Annotated in this window: 23 protein-coding genes and 3 pseudogenes; 15 read left to right on the top strand and 11 right to left on the bottom strand. The window is 53.5% G+C overall.

Annotated elements, in window-relative coordinates:
• Positions 1-2 precede the first annotated feature (2 nt).
• From ACLI4M_RS07350 to ACLI4M_RS07295, 12 genes and pseudogenes are all read left to right on the top strand, one after another.
• Complete coding sequence (locus ACLI4M_RS07350) at positions 3-2156, top strand: M23 family peptidase (RefSeq protein WP_133622597.1); 2154 nt, start codon at positions 3-5, stop codon at positions 2154-2156.
• Positions 2143-2898 (top strand): hypothetical protein, encoded by a 756-nt coding sequence (locus ACLI4M_RS07345; protein ID WP_253537652.1) that lies wholly within the window; start codon positions 2143-2145, stop codon positions 2896-2898. Before ACLI4M_RS07350 ends, ACLI4M_RS07345 begins: the two co-directional genes overlap by 14 nt.
• A gap of 30 nt (positions 2899-2928) precedes the next feature.
• Positions 2929-3783, top strand: coding sequence for a hypothetical protein (locus tag ACLI4M_RS07340; protein WP_133622598.1), 855 nt, complete (start codon positions 2929-2931; stop codon positions 3781-3783).
• Positions 3783-3923 (top strand): hypothetical protein, encoded by a 141-nt coding sequence (locus ACLI4M_RS07335; RefSeq protein ID WP_166643149.1) that lies wholly within the window; start codon positions 3783-3785, stop codon positions 3921-3923. Before ACLI4M_RS07340 ends, ACLI4M_RS07335 begins: the two co-directional genes overlap by 1 nt.
• A complete protein-coding gene (locus ACLI4M_RS07330) occupies positions 3910-4650 on the top strand; it encodes a hypothetical protein (RefSeq protein ID WP_253537649.1) in 741 nt (246 codons plus the stop codon). The genes ACLI4M_RS07335 and ACLI4M_RS07330 overlap by 14 nt, the downstream gene beginning before the upstream one ends.
• A complete protein-coding gene (locus ACLI4M_RS07325) occupies positions 4650-4790 on the top strand; it encodes a hypothetical protein (protein WP_166643150.1) in 141 nt (46 codons plus the stop codon). Before ACLI4M_RS07330 ends, ACLI4M_RS07325 begins: the two co-directional genes overlap by 1 nt.
• A complete protein-coding gene (locus tag ACLI4M_RS07320) occupies positions 4777-5517 on the top strand; it encodes a hypothetical protein (RefSeq protein WP_133622599.1) in 741 nt (246 codons plus the stop codon). The genes ACLI4M_RS07325 and ACLI4M_RS07320 overlap by 14 nt, the downstream gene beginning before the upstream one ends.
• Before the next feature lie 25 nt (positions 5518-5542).
• Positions 5543-6820 carry a hypothetical protein gene (locus tag ACLI4M_RS07315; protein ID WP_253537646.1) on the top strand — a complete coding sequence of 426 codons (1278 nt, stop codon included), beginning with the start codon at positions 5543-5545 and terminating at the stop codon, positions 6818-6820.
• Positions 6817-10237, top strand: a pseudogene (locus ACLI4M_RS07310) (ImcF-related family protein). The gene ACLI4M_RS07315 and the pseudogene ACLI4M_RS07310 overlap by 4 nt, the downstream one beginning before the upstream one ends.
• Before the next feature lie 29 nt (positions 10238-10266).
• Positions 10267-11320 (top strand): annotated as a pseudogene (locus ACLI4M_RS07305) (polymorphic toxin type 44 domain-containing protein).
• A 2-nt stretch (positions 11321-11322) separates the two neighbouring features.
• Positions 11323-11790: a hypothetical protein gene (locus tag ACLI4M_RS07300; RefSeq protein ID WP_133622600.1), complete on the top strand. Its 468-nt coding sequence runs from the start codon at positions 11323-11325 to the stop codon at positions 11788-11790.
• An 81-nt stretch (positions 11791-11871) separates the two neighbouring features.
• Positions 11872-11994 (top strand): annotated as a pseudogene (locus ACLI4M_RS07295) (type VI secretion system baseplate subunit TssF); the annotation flags it as partial.
• A 169-nt stretch (positions 11995-12163) separates the two neighbouring features.
• Here the strand turns inward: ACLI4M_RS07295 and npr are convergent.
• The 11 genes from npr to ACLI4M_RS07240 form a co-directional block, all read right to left on the bottom strand.
• Entirely contained in the window at positions 12164-12436 is a 273-nt protein-coding gene (npr, locus tag ACLI4M_RS07290; RefSeq protein ID WP_048914448.1) for a PTS phosphocarrier protein NPr, read from the bottom strand.
• A complete protein-coding gene (gene rapZ / locus ACLI4M_RS07285; protein WP_048914449.1) occupies positions 12433-13287 on the bottom strand; it encodes an RNase adapter RapZ in 855 nt (284 codons plus the stop codon). Before rapZ ends, npr begins: the two co-directional genes overlap by 4 nt.
• A gap of 41 nt (positions 13288-13328) precedes the next feature.
• Positions 13329-13811, bottom strand: a complete 483-nt coding sequence (gene ptsN / locus ACLI4M_RS07280; RefSeq protein ID WP_048914450.1) for a PTS IIA-like nitrogen regulatory protein PtsN — start codon at positions 13809-13811, stop codon at positions 13329-13331.
• A gap of 176 nt (positions 13812-13987) precedes the next feature.
• On the bottom strand, positions 13988-14275 hold the full coding sequence (hpf, locus tag ACLI4M_RS07275; protein ID WP_062818062.1) for a ribosome hibernation promoting factor: 288 nt from the start codon (positions 14273-14275) through the stop codon (positions 13988-13990).
• A 22-nt stretch (positions 14276-14297) separates the two neighbouring features.
• Positions 14298-15731, bottom strand: a complete 1434-nt coding sequence (gene rpoN, locus ACLI4M_RS07270) for an RNA polymerase factor sigma-54 (RefSeq protein WP_048914454.1) — start codon at positions 15729-15731, stop codon at positions 14298-14300.
• A 48-nt stretch (positions 15732-15779) separates the two neighbouring features.
• Positions 15780-16505, bottom strand: coding sequence for an LPS export ABC transporter ATP-binding protein (gene lptB / locus ACLI4M_RS07265; RefSeq protein WP_048914455.1), 726 nt, complete (start codon positions 16503-16505; stop codon positions 15780-15782).
• Positions 16506-16510: 5 nt separating this feature from the next.
• Positions 16511-17059 (bottom strand): lipopolysaccharide ABC transporter substrate-binding protein LptA, encoded by a 549-nt coding sequence (lptA, locus tag ACLI4M_RS07260; protein ID WP_048914456.1) that lies wholly within the window; start codon positions 17057-17059, stop codon positions 16511-16513.
• Positions 17031-17606 carry an LPS export ABC transporter periplasmic protein LptC gene (lptC, locus tag ACLI4M_RS07255; protein WP_048914457.1) on the bottom strand — a complete coding sequence of 192 codons (576 nt, stop codon included), beginning with the start codon at positions 17604-17606 and terminating at the stop codon, positions 17031-17033. Before lptC ends, lptA begins: the two co-directional genes overlap by 29 nt.
• Positions 17603-18169: a 3-deoxy-manno-octulosonate-8-phosphatase KdsC gene (gene kdsC / locus ACLI4M_RS07250; protein ID WP_133622601.1), complete on the bottom strand. Its 567-nt coding sequence runs from the start codon at positions 18167-18169 to the stop codon at positions 17603-17605. The genes lptC and kdsC overlap by 4 nt, the downstream gene beginning before the upstream one ends.
• Positions 18170-18186: 17 nt before the next feature.
• Positions 18187-19173: an arabinose-5-phosphate isomerase KdsD gene (gene kdsD, locus ACLI4M_RS07245; RefSeq protein ID WP_133622602.1), complete on the bottom strand. Its 987-nt coding sequence runs from the start codon at positions 19171-19173 to the stop codon at positions 18187-18189.
• A gap of 15 nt (positions 19174-19188) precedes the next feature.
• Positions 19189-20169, bottom strand: coding sequence for a calcium/sodium antiporter (locus tag ACLI4M_RS07240; protein ID WP_048914460.1), 981 nt, complete (start codon positions 20167-20169; stop codon positions 19189-19191).
• Positions 20170-20397: 228 nt separating this feature from the next.
• Here ACLI4M_RS07240 and mlaF point away from each other — a divergent pair, with 228 nt between their 5' ends.
• The 3 genes from mlaF to mlaD are packed head-to-tail and all read left to right on the top strand — an operon-like array spanning position 20398 to position 22553.
• Positions 20398-21210, top strand: coding sequence for a phospholipid ABC transporter ATP-binding protein MlaF (gene mlaF / locus ACLI4M_RS07235; RefSeq protein ID WP_048914461.1), 813 nt, complete (start codon positions 20398-20400; stop codon positions 21208-21210).
• A gap of 7 nt (positions 21211-21217) precedes the next feature.
• A complete protein-coding gene (gene mlaE, locus ACLI4M_RS07230; protein ID WP_133622603.1) occupies positions 21218-22000 on the top strand; it encodes a lipid asymmetry maintenance ABC transporter permease subunit MlaE in 783 nt (260 codons plus the stop codon).
• 4 nt (positions 22001-22004) lie between these two features.
• On the top strand, positions 22005-22553 hold the full coding sequence (gene mlaD / locus ACLI4M_RS07225; RefSeq protein ID WP_048914463.1) for an outer membrane lipid asymmetry maintenance protein MlaD: 549 nt from the start codon (positions 22005-22007) through the stop codon (positions 22551-22553).
• Positions 22554-22559 lie beyond the last annotated feature (6 nt).

Raw genomic sequence — 22559 nt, 5'->3', positions numbered from 1 at the left:
CCATGTTAATCAGTCCCCCATTTTTACGCACAAAAAATGAAACAGAAACGGATGAAGAGTGGATTGAGCGCATGATGCCGGTCGATCCTCAACGTGGCTATCCGCTGAACGCGCACCGTTCCTGGCACGGCGGTGTTCATATCCGTCACTCAGACTCAGGAAGCCGTCCTGAGTTACTGCGCACCATTGCCGACGGCAGGATTGTCTCTTTCCGCCACTCTGACATCACAAAACGCCAGCATCCGCCGCTGAATTACAACGGCAAGACCGATAACGGATACGTGCTAATTAAACACGTGGCCGAAACGGGCAGCCAGCCGGAGGATAAAATCACCTGGTATTCTCTGTATATGCATATCAAGGATCTCGACCCGTCGATTGCCGTCGACCAGCTGGTGAAGCGCAAATCCCCGTTGGGAACGGTGGGCATGGTGGACGATAAAAATGCCGTACACTTCCAGATATTCTGCGACGACGAGAATATTGCCAGGATAACCGGGCGCAACACGGCGGAGCTGGATCTCAGCCAGCACGGGCGCACCACCGCCTGTTACGGCGATATGCACTTTTATATTCCGGCCGGAACGCCGGTTTACAGCGAGATCCCGACCCGCAGCAGTGAGGAACCGTCACAGACGACGCAGGTCGATCTGTTCGTGTCCATGACTCTGGGCGGGGGGCGCTGCACCATGACCACCCGCAGGAAAAATGTTATCGACTCACTCAAATACGATGAGGTGGGCGAGGCGCTGGTCGACGCAGACGGAGAGGAATATGAATATAACCTGTATAAAAAGGCGCTGAAGCTGTACCCCGCCAGTCCGAGCGCCGGTTTTGAGCTGCTGCGCTTTGGCCGGGTGATCAATACCCGTTATGAAACGCTGACTCCGGCGGATGCCCCACTGTGGCGGACGATCACTACGCCGCAGGGAAAAGGGCTGGTTAATCTGGCGGTGGAAAGCATCAAGAAATACAGCGATGCGGATTTTCCGCACTGGACGGGCTGGCGACTGGTGGATGACGATGAGGACACCAACAGCCAGTGCAACTCCCCGACGATCCTGGGTTCCGGGCGTATGGACCTGAGCCGCACCGTCTGCCACTTCCCGCTGGAGTGGGATATCGATACGGTGGAGAGCCGCTATGGCTGGCTGAAACAGCCCAATCCCGTGCTGGACGAGCCAATGAGCCAGCAGGACTGGGGTTCACTGGCGGCGCTGGCCAGGGCACTGGCGCTGGAGAACAGTGCGCAGATACCGACAGGCCGGGTCTGGCACTTTGACCCGCGGCGCTTTATCGCGCATTTCAGGAAATGTGGGTGGCTGGAACGTGCGGTGAGTGAGAAAGTGATGACGTCGACTACAAGTGCTAGAGATAGCGATAAAATTAACAGAATAAATAAAAAGGTGGTCGAATATTCATTTTCACTAAATGTGATAATGAGGAAATATAATCTTGTGGGCTTCAACAGAATAAGCCACTTTTTGGGGCAGGGCGCTGTCGAGTCGGGTTATTTACTCTCCATGCAGGAATCAAGTCAGGAACAGTATACGAAAAATGGCAGGCACTTTGGTGGGAATATTGTGGATGATTCTGAAAAGAATGAATCTAACGAACTTGGACACTGGTACGGTTCGGTAGTCTCTGAGGTAGATGTGTATTTCTCTGGTGCCAAATACAATCGAAGTGGTGGGTTGATAGCCAGCTCATACAGCTGGCGAAATGGCAACTGCGGCGATGTGGATGCGCAAAAGTTTCGCGGGCGCGGGTTTAAAATGCTCACCGGGCTGGATACCTACTCCAGCTACTGGGTATACCGGGGGTGGTTATCAAAAAGCAGCTTTGATGCCTCATGGTGGACAGAACCTCAATACCGGAGAAAAAACCTGCCCGGGATGATCAAAAGACCTCCGCAGATAGATGACCCGCACAAAGTGACGGAAACTCCCTATAACTGCATTGATACGGGCGCGTTCTATATCGTGTGCTTTAAAAATAAAACCTTAAAAATGATGGATTCTGATAGGGTCACCTCGCGAGATGATAATGAGGTGGTTGAGCGCGTAACAAGATCTATTAACGGCGGTGCTATCGGTATCGAAGACAGGAAAAAAACTACCAAGGCAGCTAAGGAGATTCTTAGTGATGAAGTATAAAAACGTACTTTTTGTGCTTTTTTTTATGACCTGTTTTGTAAAAGCTGATTTCGAAACTAATAACGTCATTCGTTATGGTGACTTCACGATTTATATGGATAAAAAAGAACGGTCCATTATCCATGTTGTCAATGATAACGGGAAGAGTGATGTTGCGTGTAAAATAAATAACTTGAAAAGCAAACGGAGTTCAGGTGGGGGGATTATAGCTATCACCAATGATGGAAAAGGGGTGCTTGTCTATCCAACCAATAAATATCTCTCAACTGATGAACTTATGCAGTGCAATGTAGGGGGTATAGAACTGCATAAAGTGCCGCAATCAGATGACAAGCTCGATACTATTATTGACATAAATTTTAAACAAAAGCTGGTTTTGTTAGTGGCACTGGAGGATGTAAGGAGTTTATCGTATACAGCGATAGTATCGAGCTTTGATAGTAATAAAAACTTGCTCTCCGGCCCGGGTTTTTTTAGCGGAAAAAATAGCGATGTCCCTTTCGATATAGGGGGGGGGTGGTATGGCGGTAAAATTTCGTTAAACGGGAAATATGTCTATCCCTATTATATTGACTGCGCGGTGGATTCATTTCCCGGGCTTTGGGATATCAAAAAAAATAAAAAGGTGGTTTTTGATACTTCGCTGGGTGACGACGAAATCAAAGACAGATGCCAGAAACTCTTTGACGGAAAGGCCACGCTTGAAGAGTTAGGCGGAAAGCTCATTAAGCCAAAGAAATAATGGATTGTGTTAAAGGTGCATTGCCGGGTGATGATGATGTTGTTTAGCGCATCACCCGAGCCATCAACGGCGGCATCATCGGTATCGAAGACAGGAAAAAAACTACCAAGGCAGCTAAGGAGATTCTCAGTGATGAAGTGTAAAAACGTACTTTTTGTGCTTTTTTTTATGACTTGTTCTGTAAAAGCTGATTTTGAAACTAATAACGTCATTCGTTATGGTGACTTTACAATGTATATGGATAGAAAGGACTCATCGGTTATCCATATTGTTAATGATAATGGAAGCAGCGATGTCGCGTGTAAAATAAATAACAAAGAAAGTAAGCGTAATTCAGGAGGGGGCATTATAGCTATCACCAATGATGAAAAAGGGGTGCTTGTCTATCCAACCAATAAATACCTGTCAACCGCTGAGCTTATGAAGTGTAATTCTGATGGGGTGGGACTTCATAAAATCCCGCAGTCTGATGACTGGCGGGATACTATTATCGATGTTAACTTCGACAAGAAATTGGTTTTGTTAATGGTTTTGGAAGATGTGAGGAGATTAACGTTTACATCAATACTGTCGAGTTTTGACAGTAATAAAAACTTACTCTCCGGTCCGGGTTTTTTTAGCGGAAAAAAAAGCGATATTCCTTTCGACATAGGTAATAGCTGGTATGTCGGTAAAATTTCGTTAGATGGCAAGTATGCCGCGCCCTCTGATCTCGACTGTGCAGTGGATTCATTTCCTGGGCTTTGGGATATCCAAAAAAATAAAAAGGTGGTTTTTGATAAGTCGCTGGGTGACGACGAAATAAATAATAGGTGTCAGAAGCTTTTTGACGGCCAGGCCACGCTTGAAGAGTTAGGCGGAAAACTGATTAAACCAAAGAAATAGTGGATGGTGTTAAAGGTGCATTGCCGGGTGATGATGATGCTGAGCGTATCACCCGGGCCATTAACGGCGGCATCATCGGCATCGAAGACAGGAAAAAAACCACCAAGGCAGCTAAGGAGATTCTCAGTGATGAAGTGTAAAACCGTCCTTTTCCTTCTTTTTTTAATGGCCTGCTCTGCCAGTGCAAATAATGTCATTCGCTATGGTGATTTTACGATGTATATGGATAAAAAAGAACGGTCCATTATCCATGTTGTCAATGATAACGGGAAGAGTGATGTCTTATGTCAAATAAATAACTGGGAAAGCAGGTTCAATACCGGTGGAGATATAGCCATAACCAATGATCAAAAAGGGGTGCTTGTCTATCCAACCAATAAATACCTGTCAACCGCTGAGCTTATGCGATGTTCTATAGATGGTATAGAGCTTCATAAAATACCGGAATCAGAAGATAGGCGGCATACTATCATTGATATAAATTTCGAAAAGAAGCTGGCTTTGTTAGTGGTTCTTGAAGATGTGAGAACGTTAAATTACACAGCGATAGTATCGAGATTTGACAGTAATGAAAATTTATTATCAGGGCCGGGTTTTTCAAGTATCAATGATGAAGATATTCCATTCTATATAGGAAGTGACAGATATGCCGGTAAAATTTCATTGGATGGGAAGTATGTGTCCCCCTCTGATCTCGACTGTGCAGTGGATTCATTTCCTGGGCTTTGGGATATCCAAAAAAATAAAAAGGTGGTTTTTGATAAGTCGCTGGGTGACGACGAAATAAATAATAGGTGTCAGAAGCTTTTTGACGGCCAGGCCACGCTTGAAGAGTTAGGCGGAAGACTGATTAAACCAAAGAAATAGTGGATTGTGTTAAAGGTGCATTGCCGGGTGATAATGATGCTGAGCGTATCACTCGGGCCATTAACGGCGGCATCATCGGCATCGAAGACAGGAAAAAAACCACCAAGGCTGCTAAGGAGATTCTCAGTGATGAAGTGTAAAATCGTCCTTTCCCTTCTTTTTATTATGACCTGTTCTGCCAGTGCGAGTAATGTTATTCGCTATGGTGATTTTACGATGTATATGGATAAAAAAGAACGGTCCATTATCCATGTTGTCAATGATAACGGGAAGAGTGATATCTCATGCAAAATAAAAAACTGGCAAGATAAGTACAATACAGGTGGGGATATAGCCATCACCAATGATGAAAAAGGGGTGCTTATCTATCCAACTAATAAATATCTGTCAACTAATGAACTTATGCAGTGCAATGCGAAGGGTATAGAACTTCATAAAATACCGCAGTCTGATGACAAACTGGATACTATTGTAGATATAAATTTTGACAAAAGACTGGTTCTATTAGTTGCTCTGAAGGATGTAAGGAGTTTAACTTATACAGCAATAGTATCGAGTTTTGACAGTAATAAAAACTTACTGTCAGGGCCGGGTTTTTTTAGCGGAAAAGAAAGCGATATTCCTTTCGATGTTGGCGATAACCAGTATGGTGGTAAAATTTCGTTGGATGGAAAGTATGTCTCCCCTATTTATCTTAGTTGTTTTGTAGATTCATTCCCCGGGCTCTGGGACATCAAGAAAAACAAGAGGGTGGTCTTTGATACTTCACTGGATGACGACGAAATCAAAGACAGATGCCAGAAACTCTTTGACGGAAAGGCCACGCTTGAAGAGTTAGGCGGAAAACTGATTAAACCAAAAAAATAGTCTGTCATTCTTTATGCGAGGTGATATGGCATGCCGTTTCTCAATAATGGGAGGAATATCATTTCAGTATTTCAACATTGTAACGGAAAATTCAATGTCATATTCACTCAAAAATTTACCTGATCTCCATGAGCGCCCCAAAGCGCCAGCGTTGTCGCGCTGGATAACCGCGCTGGCCATCATGATGGCCGTCAGTTTTTTACTGATGCACTTTTTGGGCCGGGGCGTTGAAAACCGACCCTTCTGGTGGCTGGCGCTGGGGGCTCCCGCTGCGTTATGGCTGACTGCCGGGATTGCACGGCTGATGGTCTGGCTGCTTCTGAGCATTGCGGCCAACGGTTATGACAACCGGCGCGAACGCTGGATTTTAGGCGAAACGCGGCGGGCCCGGCGGGCGCTACAGGTGCTTAAGGTGTCGTTTATCACCGCGTACCCGCAGGAGGATCCGCGCGAAGTCCTGCAGGCGCTGATAAACCGGCAAACTCTTCTCCTTTCCCAGCCCGACTGGAAGGGGGAAGACGGGAACAGGCTGACCCGCTTCAAGGCTGACGATGAACAAACGGTTGATGGCGTGGTCCGGCACCTTTTTTCCCGCCTCATATCGGACCTGCCGGTTAACCAGTTCACTGATGACAGCCATCTGGTGGTGGCATTTGATTTCTCATCGTCCCTGCCGCACGAAAGTATCAGTGATATCTGGAAAGACATCTGGCTGGAAACAGCGATCCTCTGCACGGTGGAATACGCGGAAGGCCACGGGTTGGCAATGATTGACCACTGGCTGGATCAGCGGATTAAACAGGACGCAATGCTGCTGGTCGTGGCACTGCAGGTCATGCCTGATGAGACTGATTACAGCGCCGAAGCCGCGGTCGCACTGCTGCTGGGCAACCGACTAACGCAGAGCACTTTGCCACCGCTGGCGCTGTTTCACCGGCCTGACTCGTCGTTACCCGGCCAGCTTGCTGCGGGTATGAAGATGGCCGCTTATAACGTGCCGCTAAAGAATAACGTTATCAGCCAGCTGTGGCTGGCCGGGCTCTCTGATGGCCAGCATAAAGAGATCATCGCCAGTCAGAAGGCGCATCCGGCCGGTGCCGTCGACAATGAGGCCGTCATTCCACTGGATAGCGTTATCGGGCACGCGGGCGCGGCTGCGCCCTGGCTGGCCATCGCGACTGCGGCTTCTGCGGCTGAGAATACCCAAACCCCCCAGCTCGCCATTAGCGGCGAGCGGGCAACGGACATGATGTGGTGCACCGTGATAACCCCGGTGGGGCCACTTAAGGAGATGGACTCTTGAAGCGTTACGCATCCTTTCGATTCCCCAAATCCGCTGAACTCTGGTTCCTGATTATTCTGCTGTTATTGCTGGCCTGTGCGCTGGCCCTCGGCCTGATCGCCTGGCAGCAGCCTGAACGTCTGGGTCTGATGGCAGAAAGCGCATCCCGGCAGCGGTGGATGTCATCCTGTTTCACGGCGGCGTCTATCCTGGCGTTACTCACCCTGTCTTCCGTGTTTGTTCTGCATAAAGCAGGCAGTAGGAAGTTTGAGGATAAAGTCGACGCGGCAAGGGGGGATGATATCGCCAGGATTGCGGATGAAAAAACAAAGCCTGCATCTCCTCTCATCCCGATGGTCAGGGTAATCAGGCAACACCTCCGCGCCCGCTACCACCTGCTCTGGCGCTACAGGGTGCGCCTGCTTTTGGTGGTCGGCGACGATGCCGCGCGCGCCGCGCTGGTCCCCGGGCTGCAGGAGCAGCAGTGGCTGGAAGGCGACCGCACCGTGCTGATTGACGGCGGCAGCCTGAGCGCACCGCCGGACGACGAAAAACTCGCCGCGCTGCGCCAGCTGCGCCGCGGCCGCCCGCTGGACGGCATTGTCTGGGTGCTGGCAGACGGCCAGCTGCTGACCCCGCAGATGCAGGATAACGGCCTGCGCAGCCTGGAGAACATCTCGCAGGCCCTGCGCTGGCAGCCCCCGGTGTGGCTGTGGCAGCTGCGCGGCAGCGAGTGGCCGCAGGATGGGCGCGAGCAGCAGACGGTCGGCGCGCTGTTTTCCGCGCGCGCGCGGCCGGAAGAGGTCGGCCAGCAGCTCGACAGCCTGGTTCCGCAGCTGCGTGAGCAGGGCATGGCGCAGATTGCGCAACACCTCTCCGATGACTTCCTGCTGCGGCTGGGCAGCGAGCTGGAGCAGGGCGAAAGCCTGCAGTGGCAGCAGCGCCTGCTGGCTGACCACCCAGCAGGCGCGCATTCCGCTGCGCGGCCTGATGTTCAGCCAGCCGTCCTCCAGTGACGTTGCCACCCGCCACGACCATGCGCTGACCCTCTCCAGCAGCTGGGACGGCATAGTGGCGGCCTGCCGCCGTCTGTCCGGCCGCCGCGTCGGCATGCCGTGGCAGCAGACGCTGGCCTGGGTGCTGATGGCGCTTATCGGCCTGTGGGGCGCGGGGCTGCTGCTCTCCTTCGCGCTTAACCGCAGCCAGATTGTCAGCGTGGCGCAGAAGGCGCGCGCGCTGGTGCAGGCTCCGGCGGTGTCCGACCGCCAGCTTACCGACCTGCACGCGCTGCGCAACGACGCCGGGCTGCTTAAACACCGCCATCAGGACGGCTCGCCGTGGTACCAGCGCTTCGGCCTCGACCACAATACGCCGCTGCTGCAGGCGATGATGCCGTGGTACGGCGTGGCGAATAACCGCCTGCTGCGCGACCCGGCCAGCGCCGCGCTGCAGCAGCAGCTGAGCGCGCTGGCCGACCTGCCGGCCAACAGCCCGCTGCGCGCCGAACGCGCAAAGCCTGGCTATGACCAGCTGAAGGCGTGGCTGATGATGGCGCGCCCGGATAAGGTCGACGGCGCATTTTACGCGCAGGTGATGAAGACGGTGCAGCCGACCCGGAACGGCATCTCGCCCGGCCTGTGGCAGAGCCTGGCGCCGGACCTGTGGGCGTTTTACATCAGCGAGCTGCCGCACCAGCCGCAGTGGAAAATCACCCCGGACCCGGTGCTGGTCAGCCAGAGCCGCCAGGTGCTGCTGCAGCAGATAGGCCGCCGCAACGCCGAAAGTACCCTGTATGAGAACATGCTGAAATCGGTGCGCCGCAACTTTGCCGACGTCACGCTGGAGGATATGACCGGCGGCACCGACGCGCGCCGCCTGTTCACCACCGATGAGATCGTGCCGGGCATGTTTACCCGCCAGGCGTGGGAGGGCGGCGTGCAGCAGGCGATAGAGAGCGCGGCCAAAGCGCGCCGCGATGAGATTGACTGGGTGCTGAGCGACAGCCGCCGCAGCGTCTCGGCCGACCTATCGCCGGAAGCGCTCAGGGAGCGCCTGACGCAGCGCTACTTTACCGACTTTGCCGGCAGCTGGCTCAACTTCCTCAACGGCCTGCGCCTTAACCCGGCGGCCAACATCGCCGACGTCACCGACCAGCTGACGCTGATGAGCGACGTGCGCCAGTCGCCGCTGATTGCGCTGATGAACACCCTGGCATGGCAGGGGCAGGCGGGTCAGAAGAGCGAGGCGCTGTCGGACTCGCTGATGAAATCGGCGCAGGCGCTGGTGGGCAGCAGCAAAAAGCCGGTGATTGACCAGGGCGCAGCCGGTCCGCAGGGGCCGCTCGACGAGACCTTCGGCCCGCTGCTGACGCTGATGGGCCGCAACAAAGCCGCAAATGCGCTGTCCGGTGACGACAGCCTGAGCCTGCAGACGTACCTGACGCGCATCACCCGCGTGCGCCTGCGCCTGCAGCAGGTGGCGGGCAGTTCGGACCCGCAGGAGATGATGCAGACGCTGGCGCAAACCGTGTTTCAGGGCAAAAGCGTTGACCTGACCGACACCCGCCAGTACGGCAGCCTGATTGCCGCCAGCCTTGGCGAGGAGTGGAGCGGCTTTGGCCAGACGATGTTCGTGCAGCCGCTGACCCAGGCGTGGGAGACGGTGCTGCAGCCGTCCGCTGCCAGCCTGAATGACAAATGGGCGCGCTCGGTGGTGGCGCTGTGGCACGGCGCGTTTGACGGGCGCTACCCGTTTGCCGCCGGTAATAACGACGCCTCGCTGCCGATGCTGGCCGAATTCCTGCGCAAGGACAGCGGGCGCATTGAGCGCTTCCTCAGCGCGGAGCTGGGCGGCGTGCTGCACAAGGAGGGCAGCCAGTGGGTGGCGGACCGCACCAACAGCCAGGGGCTGACCTTTAACCCGGCGTTTATCAAAGCGCTTAACCAGCTGAGCCAGCTGTCGGACGTGCTGTTCACCGACGGCAGCCAGGGCATCAGCTTTGAGCTGCAGGCGCGCCCGGCGCCGGGGGTGGTGCAGACCCAGCTGACCATTGACGGCCAGCAGCAGACGTACTTCAACCAGATGGCGCAGTGGCAGACCTTCCGCTGGCCGGGCGACACCTTCAAGCCCGGAACCCTGCTGACCTGGAGCACCGCCAGCGCGGGGGCGCGGCTGTTTGGCGACTGGAGCGGCACCTGGGGGCTTATCCGCTGGCTGGAGCAGGGCAAACGCCGCCAGCTCGACCGTGGCGAGTGGATGATGAGCTTCAGCACGCCGGACGGCGGCACCCTGCAGTGGGTACTGCGCTCACAGCTCGGCAGCGGCCCGTTACAGCTGCTGCAGCTGCGTAATTTTACCCTGCCGCAGGAGATATTCAGCGTTGATGCCGAAATGGCGGCACGGGCGCTTGCAGGGAAAGATGAGTTACCCGGCGCGTAAGTTTATCTTCCAGCATAAGGAGTTAAGTTATGGCTAAAGGTTATTATCTGGTACAGGGAGATAACACGACCTGCGGTGGGCGCATTATCGAAGGGGCAACGGACCATACGCTGTTCAGCAAAGCCGTGGCCCGCGAAAGAGATAAAGTCACCTGCGGTCAGCATTCCGGCACCTTTATGATTGCCGGAGGGATCCGCAATGACACCTTACACGGGCGCAGGATGGCGGGGACGCTGGACAGTATCAGTTCCTGCCCCTGCAGGGCGCGTTTTGTGCCGTCGATGATGCAGGATAGCTATGAGAAAGGAGGAGAGTGTTCAAACACTGCTTCTACTCATTTTTTACCCGACGGGTTTATGGCCTCTTTGCTGGACCCGTGTAAAAACCTGCCCTCGGAAGAGAAGAGTGAGCGTCATTGCACTCACACTGACGGAGCCATAAAGTGGCTGAGTACATACTGAGTGAGATCAGGACGAATGTCAGAAGTGAGACGGCAGAAACAATACGATATTTAATCGACGACGAGACCACAAAGCAAAGGCGTGCCGAGTGGAAAAACTCCCCTTTTACGCAAAGCTGGCTCCGTACCCTCAACCTGATTTACTCGCTGCAATGGGCGTATGGTATCAAACGGTGAAAACGGGTTCGACCTGGGATCATAAACCTAAGATACGTGATAAGTTTTCGGCGGTTGCCGTTGCGCGACCTTTGCCAAATAAAGGAAAGCCATCAAAATCTTATTATCACAAGTTCAAACAGCATGATTATTTTTACGATGTCTGGTCGAGTATACACTATGGATACGTGGGTCTGAGCGTTGGTTTTTCAGAGTCGCTGCTGTTAAAAGGTTCAACCTGGGAGCAAAACATGACGCCAGGCGCAATCGGAGACGATACCCTGGATGATGTTACGAGTATGAAGATAGGGTTCAGACTGTTTCATCAGTATGGGAAATATGCTGAAAATCTGACTTTTAATAATATACTTGATGCTTTGGAAAACACACCTAATCAGCTACTGCCTCATTCAAGGGAAAGGTATTTGTGCTGGAATACTGATAATCCAGAAAGGATTGAGGAGTAGGTATGAAAAGGAAGGTGATGTTGTTGTGTTTTTGTGTTGCTTGCCTGATATTCATGGTGGCTTATTTTGTTCCGCTAAGACCTGTTGTGACAATTACAAATAACACGGGCAAGGTAATGTACATATATGCGGGTGAAAGTATCTATGGCGTTGAGCCGGAACCAGATGAAGTTGTTGAGATTGTGAAGTCAAAACCAGATATTTTAGCGTCAGGTAAAGAGTTAAAACTGACGGCCTCCTTTATGTCGTTGATAAGAAAAGATGCTGCCATCGATATTGGGTGGCGTATTGGTGGTCAGTATGAATACAACTCAACTGGTGGAGGTGGCCAAAACTTTCTCCTTTCTTCCTCAGAGGGGGCTTGTTCTGTGTCGATTAAAATACAGGATGGAGTGAATAAAGCCATTCTTGATAACGATTCCGGTGATGTTTGTTTAAAGAAAATAAAAGCATTTCAATATACATATTGAATAATGTCACTGCATTCCTGGTAATCTCAGTTCATGGCTGATAACTGAGTTATTCAATCGATGATAATAAGTTAGGAATAAATGGACGACCTAACCCTGCGTTATTACGACGCTGAAATGCGTTACCTGCTTGAAGCGGGCGAAGAGTTTGCCCGCGCCCATGCGGACCGGGCGGCACTGCTGAATCTGGATAGATCGGGCGCTTGAGCGCCTGTCCAACTGGAGCCGCTGGAAAAGGGGCTTGAACGGCTAAACTATCAGCCCCACCGGTTTTATCAGCATTCCTGCTTCATCTCTGGAAAAGCAACCTGAGTGAAGCAGTACTGCATTTACGAGCTCATACGCGGTAAGGATTTGATACGGCCTGTTACACTCAGTCTTCGTCGAACCCGGCGTTAAACAGGTCAATCACCGCCGCCAGCGCTTCCTCTTCCTGCAGGCCGCTGGCCTCCACTTCAATATGCCCACCCTTGGCGGAGTCGAGCATCAGCAGGGCAATCACGCTGCTGGCTTCTGCTTCCGTGCCGCTTTCATTGCGCAGCAGCACTTCTGCATCAAAACTCTGTACCAGCTCAAACAGCTTCATCGCCGGGCGGGCGTGCATGCCCAGCTTGTTTTTAATTTCAACGGTTTGCTTCACGGTCATGATTTGCGTTTTTCCAGCGTGCGATGACGGGACTGTACGTTTTTCCCGCGCGAGCGGAAATAATCTGCCAGCTGTTCGGCAATGTACACCGAGCGGTGTTTACCGCCGGTACAGCCAATCGCCACGGTCAGATAGCTGCGGTTATTGGTTTCCAGCATCGGTAACCACAGCTCAAGGTAGCTGCGCGTCTGGTAGATAAAATTGTGAACTTCGGTGTGGCGGTCGAGGAAGGCAGCAACCGGGCGGTCGAGGCCCGTCATCGGGCGCAGCTTCGGGTCCCAGTGCGGATTAGGCAGGAAGCGCACGTCAAACACATAATCGGCATCAATCGGAATGCCGTGCTTAAAACCAAATGACTCAAACACCATCGTCAGCTCGCGCTCACGCTTGCCCAGCAGTCGGGTACGCAGCATTTCGGCCAGCTCGTGCACTGACATTTCCGAGGTGTCGATAATCAGGTCAGCGCGCGAACGCAGCGGCTCCAGCAGATCGCTCTCTTCATCGATCGCGCTTTCCAGCGACAGATTCTTGCTGGAGAGCGGATGCAGACGACGGGTATCGCTGTAACGGCGGATCAGCGTATTGCGGTCGGCATCCAGGAACAGCAGCTGCGGCGAAAAACAGTCCGGCAGGCTGTTCAGTGCAGTTTCAAACACTTCCGGGGATTCCGGCATGTTACGCACGTCAATGCTCACCGCGGCGGACATGTTACGCTCAGAAAGTGAGCGAGCCAGGTCTGGCAGCAGTACCACGGGTAAGTTATCCACGCAGTAAAAGCCCATATCTTCCAGCGCCCGCAGGGCGACTGATTTACCTGAGCCAGAACGTCCGCTGACGATCATCAGCACCATTAACTCTTCTCCCCGTTTGTCTCAACGCGATACAACTGCGTTTAGCTCTCTTCGTGATCTTCCGTGATGATCTCATACAGATCTTCATCGGTCTGAGCGGCACGTAAACGGCGCAGCACCGTTTTATCGGCCAGGCGTTTGGCCACCAGCGACAGCGTGTGCAGATGCGTCTTGCACTGATCTGCCGGAACCAGCAGGGCAAACAGCAGGTCTACCGGCTGATTATCAATGGCGTCAAACGCGATAGGCTGGTCAAGGCGAATAAACACCCCAACGGCGCGCAGCGTATCTTCTTCCAGCTTACCGTGCGGGATGGCAATGCCGTTGCCAATGCCGGTACTGCCCATACGCTCACGCGTCAGGATAGCTTCGAAAATTGTCTGGTGCGGCAGATTTAACTGCTTCGCTGCCAGCTCGCTGATAATTTCCAGCGCCCGTTTTTTGCTCTGACAGTGCACGCCATTACGGGTACACGCAACGCTCAATACGGAGCCCAGTTCCAGTTTCAGATCATTGTTCATCATAGTTTCACTTAGGTATTCACTTGCACAGGGCGATAGCTCGAACCCGACATTCGGATCGCGAGATTAACATGCCGTATTGATTAACGGCTCGTCTTCCCGAAGGAACACGAGCCGAAAACGCTTCCGGCTTAACTGATATTGGGTTCGCCGAAAAAACAATCAATGTACAGTGAAGTTTAGTGTTGTTTTAGCTTATCTTTATGTTTATTTAACTGGCGGGCGAGCTTATCAACCAGCCCGTCAATCGCCGCGTACATATCTTTATCTTCCGAGGTGGCGTGCAGCTCCCCACCGTTCACATGCAGCGTGGCATCTGCAATCTGTGTCACTTTCTCCACCTTTAACACGATATAGACCTGATTGATGCGGTCAAAGTAGTGTTCCAGTTTGGCAAACTTTTCAGTTAAAAAATCACGCAGTGGCTGGGTGATTTCAACGTGTTGTCCAGTGATATTGAGCTGCATAGTGTCTTCCTTCTCAGTGCTTTCAGACCAGCTGTTTGCGCTGGTTTGATGGTGGGATGGATAAAGACTCTCGGTATTTTGCCACAGTGCGCCGGGCCACCATAATCCCCTGATCGGAAAGAAGGGTGGTGAGCTTGCTGTCGCTGAGCGGTTTGGCGGGATTCTCCGCCGAGATTAATTTCTTCACCAGCGCACGGATCGCCGTGGAGGAGGCTTCGCCACCGCCCTCGGTATTGACGTGGCTGGAGAAAAAATACTTCAGTTCAAAAATGCCGCGCGGGCTGTGCAGGTATTTCTGCGTGGTCACGCGCGAGATAGTCGACTCGTGCATTTCTACGGCGCTGGCAATATCGGCCAACACCATCGGACGCATGAACTCTTCACCCTGCTCGAAAAAGGCCTGCTGCTGGTCGACGATACAGCGCGTTACCTTCAGCAGCGTATCGTTGCGGCTTTCCAGGCTTTTAATCAGCCACTTCGCTTCCTGCAGATTGCTGCGAATAAACTGCGTGTCGCTGTCGCTGCGCGAGCTGGCGCCGAGGGAAGCGTAATGCTGGTTAATCTTCAGGCGCGGCACGCTGTCGGCGTTGAGTTCCACCGTCCAGCGATTGCTGGCTTTGCGTACCAGTACATCCGGGATGACGTATTCTGGTTCCTGGGTGTTGATCGACTGGCCCGGGCGCGGGTCGAGGGTCTGGATCAACTGCATCGCCCCTTTCAGCACCTCTTCCTTCAGGCGGGTGACGCGCATCAGGCTGCGGAAGTCGTGGTTTGCCAGCAGATCCAGGTGCTCGCCGACGATTAAGCGCGCCTCTTTCAGCAGTGGAAAATCAGTCGGAAACTGAGAGAGCTGCACCATCAGGCAATCGCGCAGATCGCGGGCGCAGACGCCGACCGGGTCAAAACGCTGTACGCGCTTCAGCACCGCTTCAACTTCATCCATCGACAGCTCGTCATCACCAATGCTGCCGAGGATTTCATCCAGCGTCACGGTGAGATAGCCTGTATCGTCAACCGCATCAACAATCGAGGTTGCTATCGCGCGGTCAGTGTCGGTAAACGGCGTCAGTTCAACCTGCCACATCAGGTAATCCTGCAGCGTCTGGGTGGTTTCACCCTGATAGACCGGCAGTTCATCATCATGATAGTCAGTGCCCGTACCGGATGGCGTGCCGGCGGTGTAGATCTCATCCCAGGTGGCATCGAGCGGCAGCTCTTCCGGCATGTCCTTCTGTTCCAGCGCCTCGCGGGTATCCAGCGCTTCGGTTTCCTGATATTCGCGGGTATCAACTTCTTCGTGAATGTCGGTCTGTTCAAGCAACGGGTTACTTTCCAGCGCCAGCTGAATTTCCTGCTGTAGTTCAAGCGTAGAGAGTTGCAGCAGGCGAATGGCCTGCTGCAGTTGTGGCGTCATGGCAAGCTGTTGGCTCAGCCTGAGTTGTAAACCTTGCTTCATATTCAGAATATTAATTCCCCAGAAATCTTACCGAATGTGAACACCTTATCAGAGTCTGAACTCTTCACCCAAATAGACGCGCTTAACTTGCTCATCGGCCAGGATCGCTTCCGGGGTGCCATGGGCGATCAGATGCCCCTGGCTGACGATATAGGCTCGTTCGCAGACTGCCAGCGTTTCGCGTACGTTATGGTCGGTGATCAACACGCCCAGACCGCTGTCACGCAGGTGCTCAATAATCTTTTTAATATCAATGACGGAGATCGGGTCAACACCGGCAAAGGGCTCATCCAGCAGGATAAACTTCGGGTTAGCGGCCAGCGCGCGGGCAATCTCGACGCGGCGGCGTTCACCACCGGAAAGCGCCTGACCCAGGCTGTCGCGCAGGTGCTCAATGTGGAACTCGGCCAGCAGTTCATTCGCGCGGTCGTCGCGCTGCTCGCTGGTCAGGTCATCACGGATCTGCAGGACGGCCATCAGGTTGTCGTAAACGCTCAGACGACGGAAGATGGAGGCTTCCTGAGGCAGGTAGCCAATACCACGACGCGCACGGGCATGCAGTGGCAGAATACTGATGTCTTCATCGTCGATCACGATACGCCCCGCATCACGCGGCACAATCCCCACCACCATGTAGAAGGTGGTGGTTTTACCTGCACCGTTCGGGCCCAGCAGGCCGACGATTTCGCCGGATTTAACTTCCAGGCTGACATCTTCAACCACGCGACGGCCTTTGTAGGCCTTCGCCAGGTTTTCCGCAATTAAGGTTGCCATGTTAGTTAGTTACTCTTTTTCTGACCGTTTGACTGAGTGCCTTTATCCTGCAACTGCGACGGCACTAACACGGTGGTGACGCGTTTGCCGGTGCTGCCAAAGGCCTGCATTTTTTGCTCTTTGACCAGATAGGTGATTTTGTCACCTTTCACGTTGCTGTCGAGCTGTTCCAGATAAGCGTTGCCGGTCAGTTCGACCAGGTCTTTTGCCAGCTCGTAATGCATTTTCTGGGCGTGGCCCTGCACCGGCTTGCCGTTATCCTGCATCTGGTAGAAAGTTGCCGGATTACCATAGGCATCAACAATGGTTTTATTGCTGTCGCCGCCCGGACGGGTCACCACCACTTTATCCGCGGTGATTTTGATCGAACCCTGGGTGACGATAACTTTGCCGGTAAAGGTAGCCACGTTGCCCTGCATATCCAGCGCCTGGTTTTCTGAATCGACGTTAACCGGTTTCTCGGAGTCGCCGGTCAGTGCCAGAGCGGGCAGGCTGGCGGCAAGCAGCAGTGATGCCGTCAGAAGTTTAAGGCTGTTGTTCATTTTGAATTTCATAAGATGTTTTGACCTTTTCAATCAACTCGGCAGTTTTCTTCCGTAAATTCCCACGCATCTTCATACCTGTAGAGTTAAAGCTGCGGCCATAAAGCGTAACCTGATCGTCTGAAGTGACATCCTGAGTGGTCAGGTTAATTTGAGCGTTATCGGTTTTAATCCGCTCAAGCTGAGCGTCTTTGGTCAGGCTGTTCACTTCCACATGACCATAGAGATAAAGCATGCGGTCATTAGTGAGCTTGGCTTTGTCCGCCCGCACCGACCAGGTTGGAATTTTGTTTTCGTCGTAGGTCGTCATCACCGGGTTATCAAACCAGCTCACCGCTTCGGTCTGGAAGTAGGTGACCTTGTCTGACACCAGCTTATAGCTCAGCGCGCCCTCAGGGTTGTACACCACCGTATGAGAATTATCGCTCATATAGGTCGGTTCCGTGTCGTCACTCCGGGTCGCGTTGCTATCGCTGTCGTTTCCGGTCAGGTTCCAGCCGATCAGCACAATGGCGACCAGCGCCAGTATCAGCGTTATCCAGCGTCTTGTTTTGCTCATACTGACTGCCCTTTGGCCTCTTCAAACTTACCTTGCGCGATCAAAATAAGATCGCAAATTTCCCTCACGGCACCGCGTCCCCCGGCAATTCGGGTCACGTAGTCCGCACGGGGCAATAAAACAGGGTGTGCATCGGCCACGGTCACACTCAGGCCAACTTCCGCCATGACCGGCCAGTCGATCAGGTCATCACCAATATAGGCAACCTGCCCGGCACGAAGCGATAGTGTATCCAGAAGTTCACGGAAGGCCAAAAGCTTATCTGTCTGTCCCTGGTAAAGATGGGTAATTCCCAGCGTGGCGCAGCGATCTTCCAGCAGTTTGGCTTTACGGCCGGTAATAATCGCCACTTCAATGCCGCTGGTCAGCAGGCAGCGAATGCCATAACCATCGCGCACGTTGAAGGCTTTGAGCTCTTCACCGTTATTTCCCTGGTAAATCACCCCGTCGGACATCACGCCGTCAACGTCACAAATCAACAGCTTAATTTGCTGTGCCTGCGCCATGACCTGCTGGCTGACTGCGCCATAACAGGTCTCAATGGTGGCTACTGGATTGCTCATTATTTTCAGTTCCTGGTTTATACAACGCCTGCGCGCAGCATGTCATGCATGTGAACCACGCCGAGCAGCTGATCGCCATCGGCGACCATTACGCAGGTAATATTTTTATTCTGCATCAGGTTTAACGCATCCACGGCCAGCGTATTCGGGCGCACGCGCACGCCACCTGGCGTCATCACGCTGGCGATACTGGCATGCTGGATATCAATGCCCATATCGAATACGCGGCGTAAATCACCGTCGGTAAAGATGCCTTCGATTTTCATCAAGTCATTGCAGATTACCGTCATTCCCATGTTTTTACGGGTGATTTCCAGTAGGGCATCACGCAGAGAAGCATCACGGCTGACGTGCGGCATCTCGCTGCCGGAGTGCATGATATCATCAACGCGCAGCAGCAGTTTACGGCCCAGCGCCCCGCCAGGGTGAGAGAGCGCAAAATCTTCCTGGGTAAAACCGCGAGCTTTTAGCAGCGCAACGGCCAGGGCATCACCCATCACTAAGGTTGCGGTGGTGCTGGTGGTCGGGGCCAGGCCCAGCGGGCAGGCTTCCTGCGGCACTTTAACACACAGGTGGATATCTGCCGCACGTCCCATTGCGCTGTCAGGGCGGCTGGTGAGGCAGATCAGCGAAACATGCAGGCGTTTTAGCACCGGGATCAGCGCCAGAATTTCGGAGGACTCGCCGGAGTTGGAAATGGCAATCACCACATCGGATGGGCTTACCATACCGAGATCGCCGTGGCTGGCCTCAGCCGGATGAACAAAAAATGCTGACGTACCGGTGCTGGCAAAGGTCGCCGCCATCTTCTTACCGATATGACCGGATTTGCCCATCCCCATCACCACGACTTTGCCACGGCAGCGATAAATCAGCTCGCAGGCCCGGCTAAAGTCGTCGTTAATGTACCGATCGAGCTGTTCCAGCCCTTCACGTTCAATCCGTAAAACCTCTTTCCCGGCCTGTTGAAAGTCAAAGTCGGGATCGGCCGTGATATGCGCCATAATTCTCCAGTCCTTTTACCAGAAGGTCACTGAGGGGAACTGATACAGCATTCCCACCCAGACGATAAATCCGCACAGCAACAACGCGCCTGCCAGCCGACCAATGCGGCGACTGCGCTGCAAACAGATCAGTGTAAACAGGGCACTGACTCCCAGCATCACCCAGTAATCACGGGCGAAAGCGGCGGAGTCGAGCGTGCCTGGGTGAATCAGTGCCGGAATGCCCAGCACAATTGCCATATTATAAATGTTAGAGCCGATAAGGTTGCCGATGGCGATATCATCTTCGCCCTTCAGCGCGCCAGCAATCACCGTTGCCAGCTCCGGCAGGCTGGTGCCGACCGAAATAATCGTCAGGCCAATCACCAGTTCGCTGACGCCGAAATAGTCGGCAATCACCGTGGCGTTGTCGATGACCATGCGTGTCGACATCGGCAGCACAATCAGCGCCACTGCCAGCCACAGAAAGGCGACAGTATTGCCGACGTCATCTCGCGGCAGTTCAGCCAGCTGCTCACGCGTGAGCGAGTCGCTGTTTTCGCGTTCGGCGCGGCGAGCAATCTTGATGATAAACATCAGATAGATAGCGGCAATGGCGATCATCGCCAGACCATCGTTGCGGCTCAGCTCGTTATCAAACAGCATGACGCCGCACAGCAGCGTCACCAGCAGCATCAGCGGCAGCTCACGGCGTACCAGTCTGGAGTGGACGGTGAGCGGGTGCAGCAGCGCGGCGCCGCCAAGGATCAGTAAAATATTGGTAATATTTGACCCCATCGCGGTGCCAACAGCGATATCCATCTGCCCGTGCGTGGCGGCGGAAAAGGAGACAATCAGCTCCGGTAATGAGGTGCCAATGCCCACCACCGTCATGCCTATAATCAAGGGTGGAATCCCCAGCGACCGGCACAATATTGCGGCGCTAAACACCAGACGATCGGCTCCATAAACCAGTAAGACTAAACCGATAATCAATAGTGCTGTAGCTACGAGCATGAAGTGTCCTTTGGATCGGGTATAATCGTTGGTTACCGTTTGCTTTAAAGAGTTAAGGCAAAGAAAATTTAATGGCTGTGATTTTGACGGTCTGCGAGTGAAAAGTAAAACTTATGCCAGCTTTAGCTACGTTATTGCGGTAAGTTTCTGTAAAAGTGTCCGGTCCGATAGGTAATACGTTACCATTGGGGATAAATTTAACGCCTGAGAATAAGGAATGAGGTAACTATGAGCCAGACGGAGACGAATTTGGTGGATGTGCGGGGCGTGAGTTTTTCCCGTGGCAACCGGCCGATTTTCGATAACATCTCGCTTACGGTGCCCAAAGGGAAGGTCACCGCGATAATGGGTCCTTCCGGCATAGGCAAAACCACTTTACTGCGTTTAATCGGCGGGCAGATCCCTCCGGACAGCGGTGAAATCTGGTTTAACGGCGAAAATATTCCCACGCTGTCGCGCTCACGCCTGTATGAGGCGCGTAAAAAAATGAGCATGCTGTTCCAGTCAGGGGCGTTATTCACCGATCTTAGCGTGTTTGATAACGTGGCATGGCCGCTGCGTGAACATACCCAGCTGCCAAAAGCGCTGCTGCATAGCACTGTGATGATGAAGCTGGAAGCGGTGGGCCTGCGCGGTGCCGCCAATCTCAAGCCTTCTGAACTCTCCGGCGGGATGGCGCGGCGTGCGGCACTGGCGCGTGCTATCGCGCTGGAGCCAGACTTGATCATGTTTGATGAACCCTTCGTGGGCCAGGATCCCATCACCATGGGCGTGCTGGTGAAGCTGATCGATGAACTGAATCACTCATTGGGCGTCACCTGTATCGTGGTATCGCACGATGTGCCTGAGGTGCTGAGCATTGCCGATTACGCTTATATCATTGCGGATCAGAAAGTGATCGCTCAGGGTACAGCCCCTGAACTGCGTGATAACGAAGATGCCCGCGTGCGTCAGTTTATTGACGGCATTGCTGATGGCCCGGTACCTTTCCGTTTCCCTGCAGGGGATTACCTGCAAGATTTAGTCGGCTCAGGGAGTTAACAGACTGATGTTTCTAAGAGCACTGGCGTCATTAGGGCGTCAGGGAATTAATACCTGTGCCTCATTTGGCCGCGCCGGACTGATGCTGTTCCATGCGCTGTTTGGCATCCCCCGTTTTCGTAAGCACGCTCACCTGCTGGTTAAACAGCTGTACAGCGTTGGCGTGCTTTCACTGCTCATCGTGATCGTATCCGGGCTGTTTATCGGCATGGTGCTTGGCCTGCAGGGTTACCTGGTGCTGAAAACCTACAGCGCGGAAACCAGTCTGGGTATGATGGTCGCGCTGTCGCTGCTGCGCGAGCTGGGGCCGGTGGTGACCGCGTTGCTGTTTGCCGGGCGTGCCGGTTCGGCCCTGACGGCAGAGATTGGCCTGATGAAAGCCACCGAGCAGCTCTCCAGCATGGAGATGATGGCGGTTGACCCACTGCGCCGCATTATATCGCCGCGTTTCTGGGCGGGCTTTATCAGCATGCCGCTGCTGACGCTGATTTTTGTCGCGGTTGGGGTGCTGGGTGGCGCGCTGGTTGGCGTGGGCTGGAAAGGGATTGACCCTGGCTTCTTCTGGTCAGCGATGCAGAGTGCGGTCGACCTGCGAACAGATATTATCAACTGCGTGATCAAGAGCGCCGTATTTGCGGTGACTGTGACCTGGATTGCGCTGTTTAACGGCTATGACGCCATCCCGACTTCTGAAGGGATCAGTCGGGCAACGACGCGTACCGTGGTACATGCTTCACTGGCAGTACTCGGTCTGGATTTTGTGCTTACGGCACTGATGTTTGGGAACTGATGCAATGCAAACGAAAAAAAGCGAAATTTGGGTAGGCGCCTTCTTACTTTTAGCGCTGTGCGCGATCATCTTTCTCTGTCTGCGCGTTGCCGACCTGAAATCCCTCGGCAATGAACCGACCTGGAAGCTTTATGCTACTTTTGACAATATTGGTGGCCTGAAAACCGGCTCCCCGGTCAAAGTTGGCGGTGTGGTAGTGGGGCGCGTAACCGATATCACGCTGGACCCGAAAAACTACTCACCGAAAGTCGCTATGGATATTGAAGACAAATATAACAATATCCCGGACACCAGCTCGCTGGCGGTACGGACTTCCGGTCTGCTGGGCGAACAGTATCTGGCGCTGAATATCGGTTTTGATGACCCGGAAATGGGCACCGCAACCCTGAAAGACGGCGGCACCATTCAGGACACCAAGTCAGCGATGGTGCTGGAAGATCTGATAGGCCAGTTCCTCTACAAGAGCGGGAACGGCGACAACAAGAATCCACCTGCCGCGGGCGATGAGGCGGCTCCGGCCGCAGCAGCGCCTGCTGCGGCGAACAATCCATAAGAGGGC

This window comes from Erwinia sp. LJJL01, assembly GCF_047300805.2.
Lineage (GTDB): Bacteria > Pseudomonadota > Gammaproteobacteria > Enterobacterales > Enterobacteriaceae > Erwinia > Erwinia aphidicola.
Note: the sequence above shows the minus strand (reverse complement) of the source record. Positions and strands in the feature narration are given on the sequence as shown.

What these genes read in the sequence shown, in the direction of transcription:
- lptA (WP_048914456.1), bottom strand. Translation starts at nt 17,059, where the DNA reads ATGAAATTCAAAATGAACAACAGCCTTAAACTTCTGACGGCATCACTG.
- npr (WP_048914448.1), bottom strand. Translation starts at nt 12,436, where the DNA reads ATGACCGTGAAGCAAACCGTTGAAATTAAAAACAAGCTGGGCATGCAC.
- ACLI4M_RS07315 (WP_253537646.1), top strand. Translation starts at nt 5,543, where the DNA reads ATGGCATGCCGTTTCTCAATAATGGGAGGAATATCATTTCAGTATTTC.
- mlaF (WP_048914461.1), top strand. Translation starts at nt 20,398, where the DNA reads ATGAGCCAGACGGAGACGAATTTGGTGGATGTGCGGGGCGTGAGTTTT.
- lptC (WP_048914457.1), bottom strand. Translation starts at nt 17,606, where the DNA reads ATGAGCAAAACAAGACGCTGGATAACGCTGATACTGGCGCTGGTCGCC.
- ACLI4M_RS07350 (WP_133622597.1), top strand. Translation starts at nt 3, where the DNA reads ATGTTAATCAGTCCCCCATTTTTACGCACAAAAAATGAAACAGAAACG.
- ACLI4M_RS07240 (WP_048914460.1), bottom strand. Translation starts at nt 20,169, where the DNA reads ATGCTCGTAGCTACAGCACTATTGATTATCGGTTTAGTCTTACTGGTT.
- hpf (WP_062818062.1), bottom strand. Translation starts at nt 14,275, where the DNA reads ATGCAGCTCAATATCACTGGACAACACGTTGAAATCACCCAGCCACTG.
- ptsN (WP_048914450.1), bottom strand. Translation starts at nt 13,811, where the DNA reads ATGATGAACAATGATCTGAAACTGGAACTGGGCTCCGTATTGAGCGTT.
- rapZ (WP_048914449.1), bottom strand. Translation starts at nt 13,287, where the DNA reads ATGGTGCTGATGATCGTCAGCGGACGTTCTGGCTCAGGTAAATCAGTC.
- rpoN (WP_048914454.1), bottom strand. Translation starts at nt 15,731, where the DNA reads ATGAAGCAAGGTTTACAACTCAGGCTGAGCCAACAGCTTGCCATGACG.
- mlaE (WP_133622603.1), top strand. Translation starts at nt 21,218, where the DNA reads ATGTTTCTAAGAGCACTGGCGTCATTAGGGCGTCAGGGAATTAATACC.
- ACLI4M_RS07340 (WP_133622598.1), top strand. Translation starts at nt 2,929, where the DNA reads ATGATGATGTTGTTTAGCGCATCACCCGAGCCATCAACGGCGGCATCA.
- mlaD (WP_048914463.1), top strand. Translation starts at nt 22,005, where the DNA reads ATGCAAACGAAAAAAAGCGAAATTTGGGTAGGCGCCTTCTTACTTTTA.
- ACLI4M_RS07300 (WP_133622600.1), top strand. Translation starts at nt 11,323, where the DNA reads ATGAAAAGGAAGGTGATGTTGTTGTGTTTTTGTGTTGCTTGCCTGATA.
- lptB (WP_048914455.1), bottom strand. Translation starts at nt 16,505, where the DNA reads ATGGCAACCTTAATTGCGGAAAACCTGGCGAAGGCCTACAAAGGCCGT.
- kdsC (WP_133622601.1), bottom strand. Translation starts at nt 18,169, where the DNA reads ATGAGCAATCCAGTAGCCACCATTGAGACCTGTTATGGCGCAGTCAGC.
- kdsD (WP_133622602.1), bottom strand. Translation starts at nt 19,173, where the DNA reads ATGGCGCATATCACGGCCGATCCCGACTTTGACTTTCAACAGGCCGGG.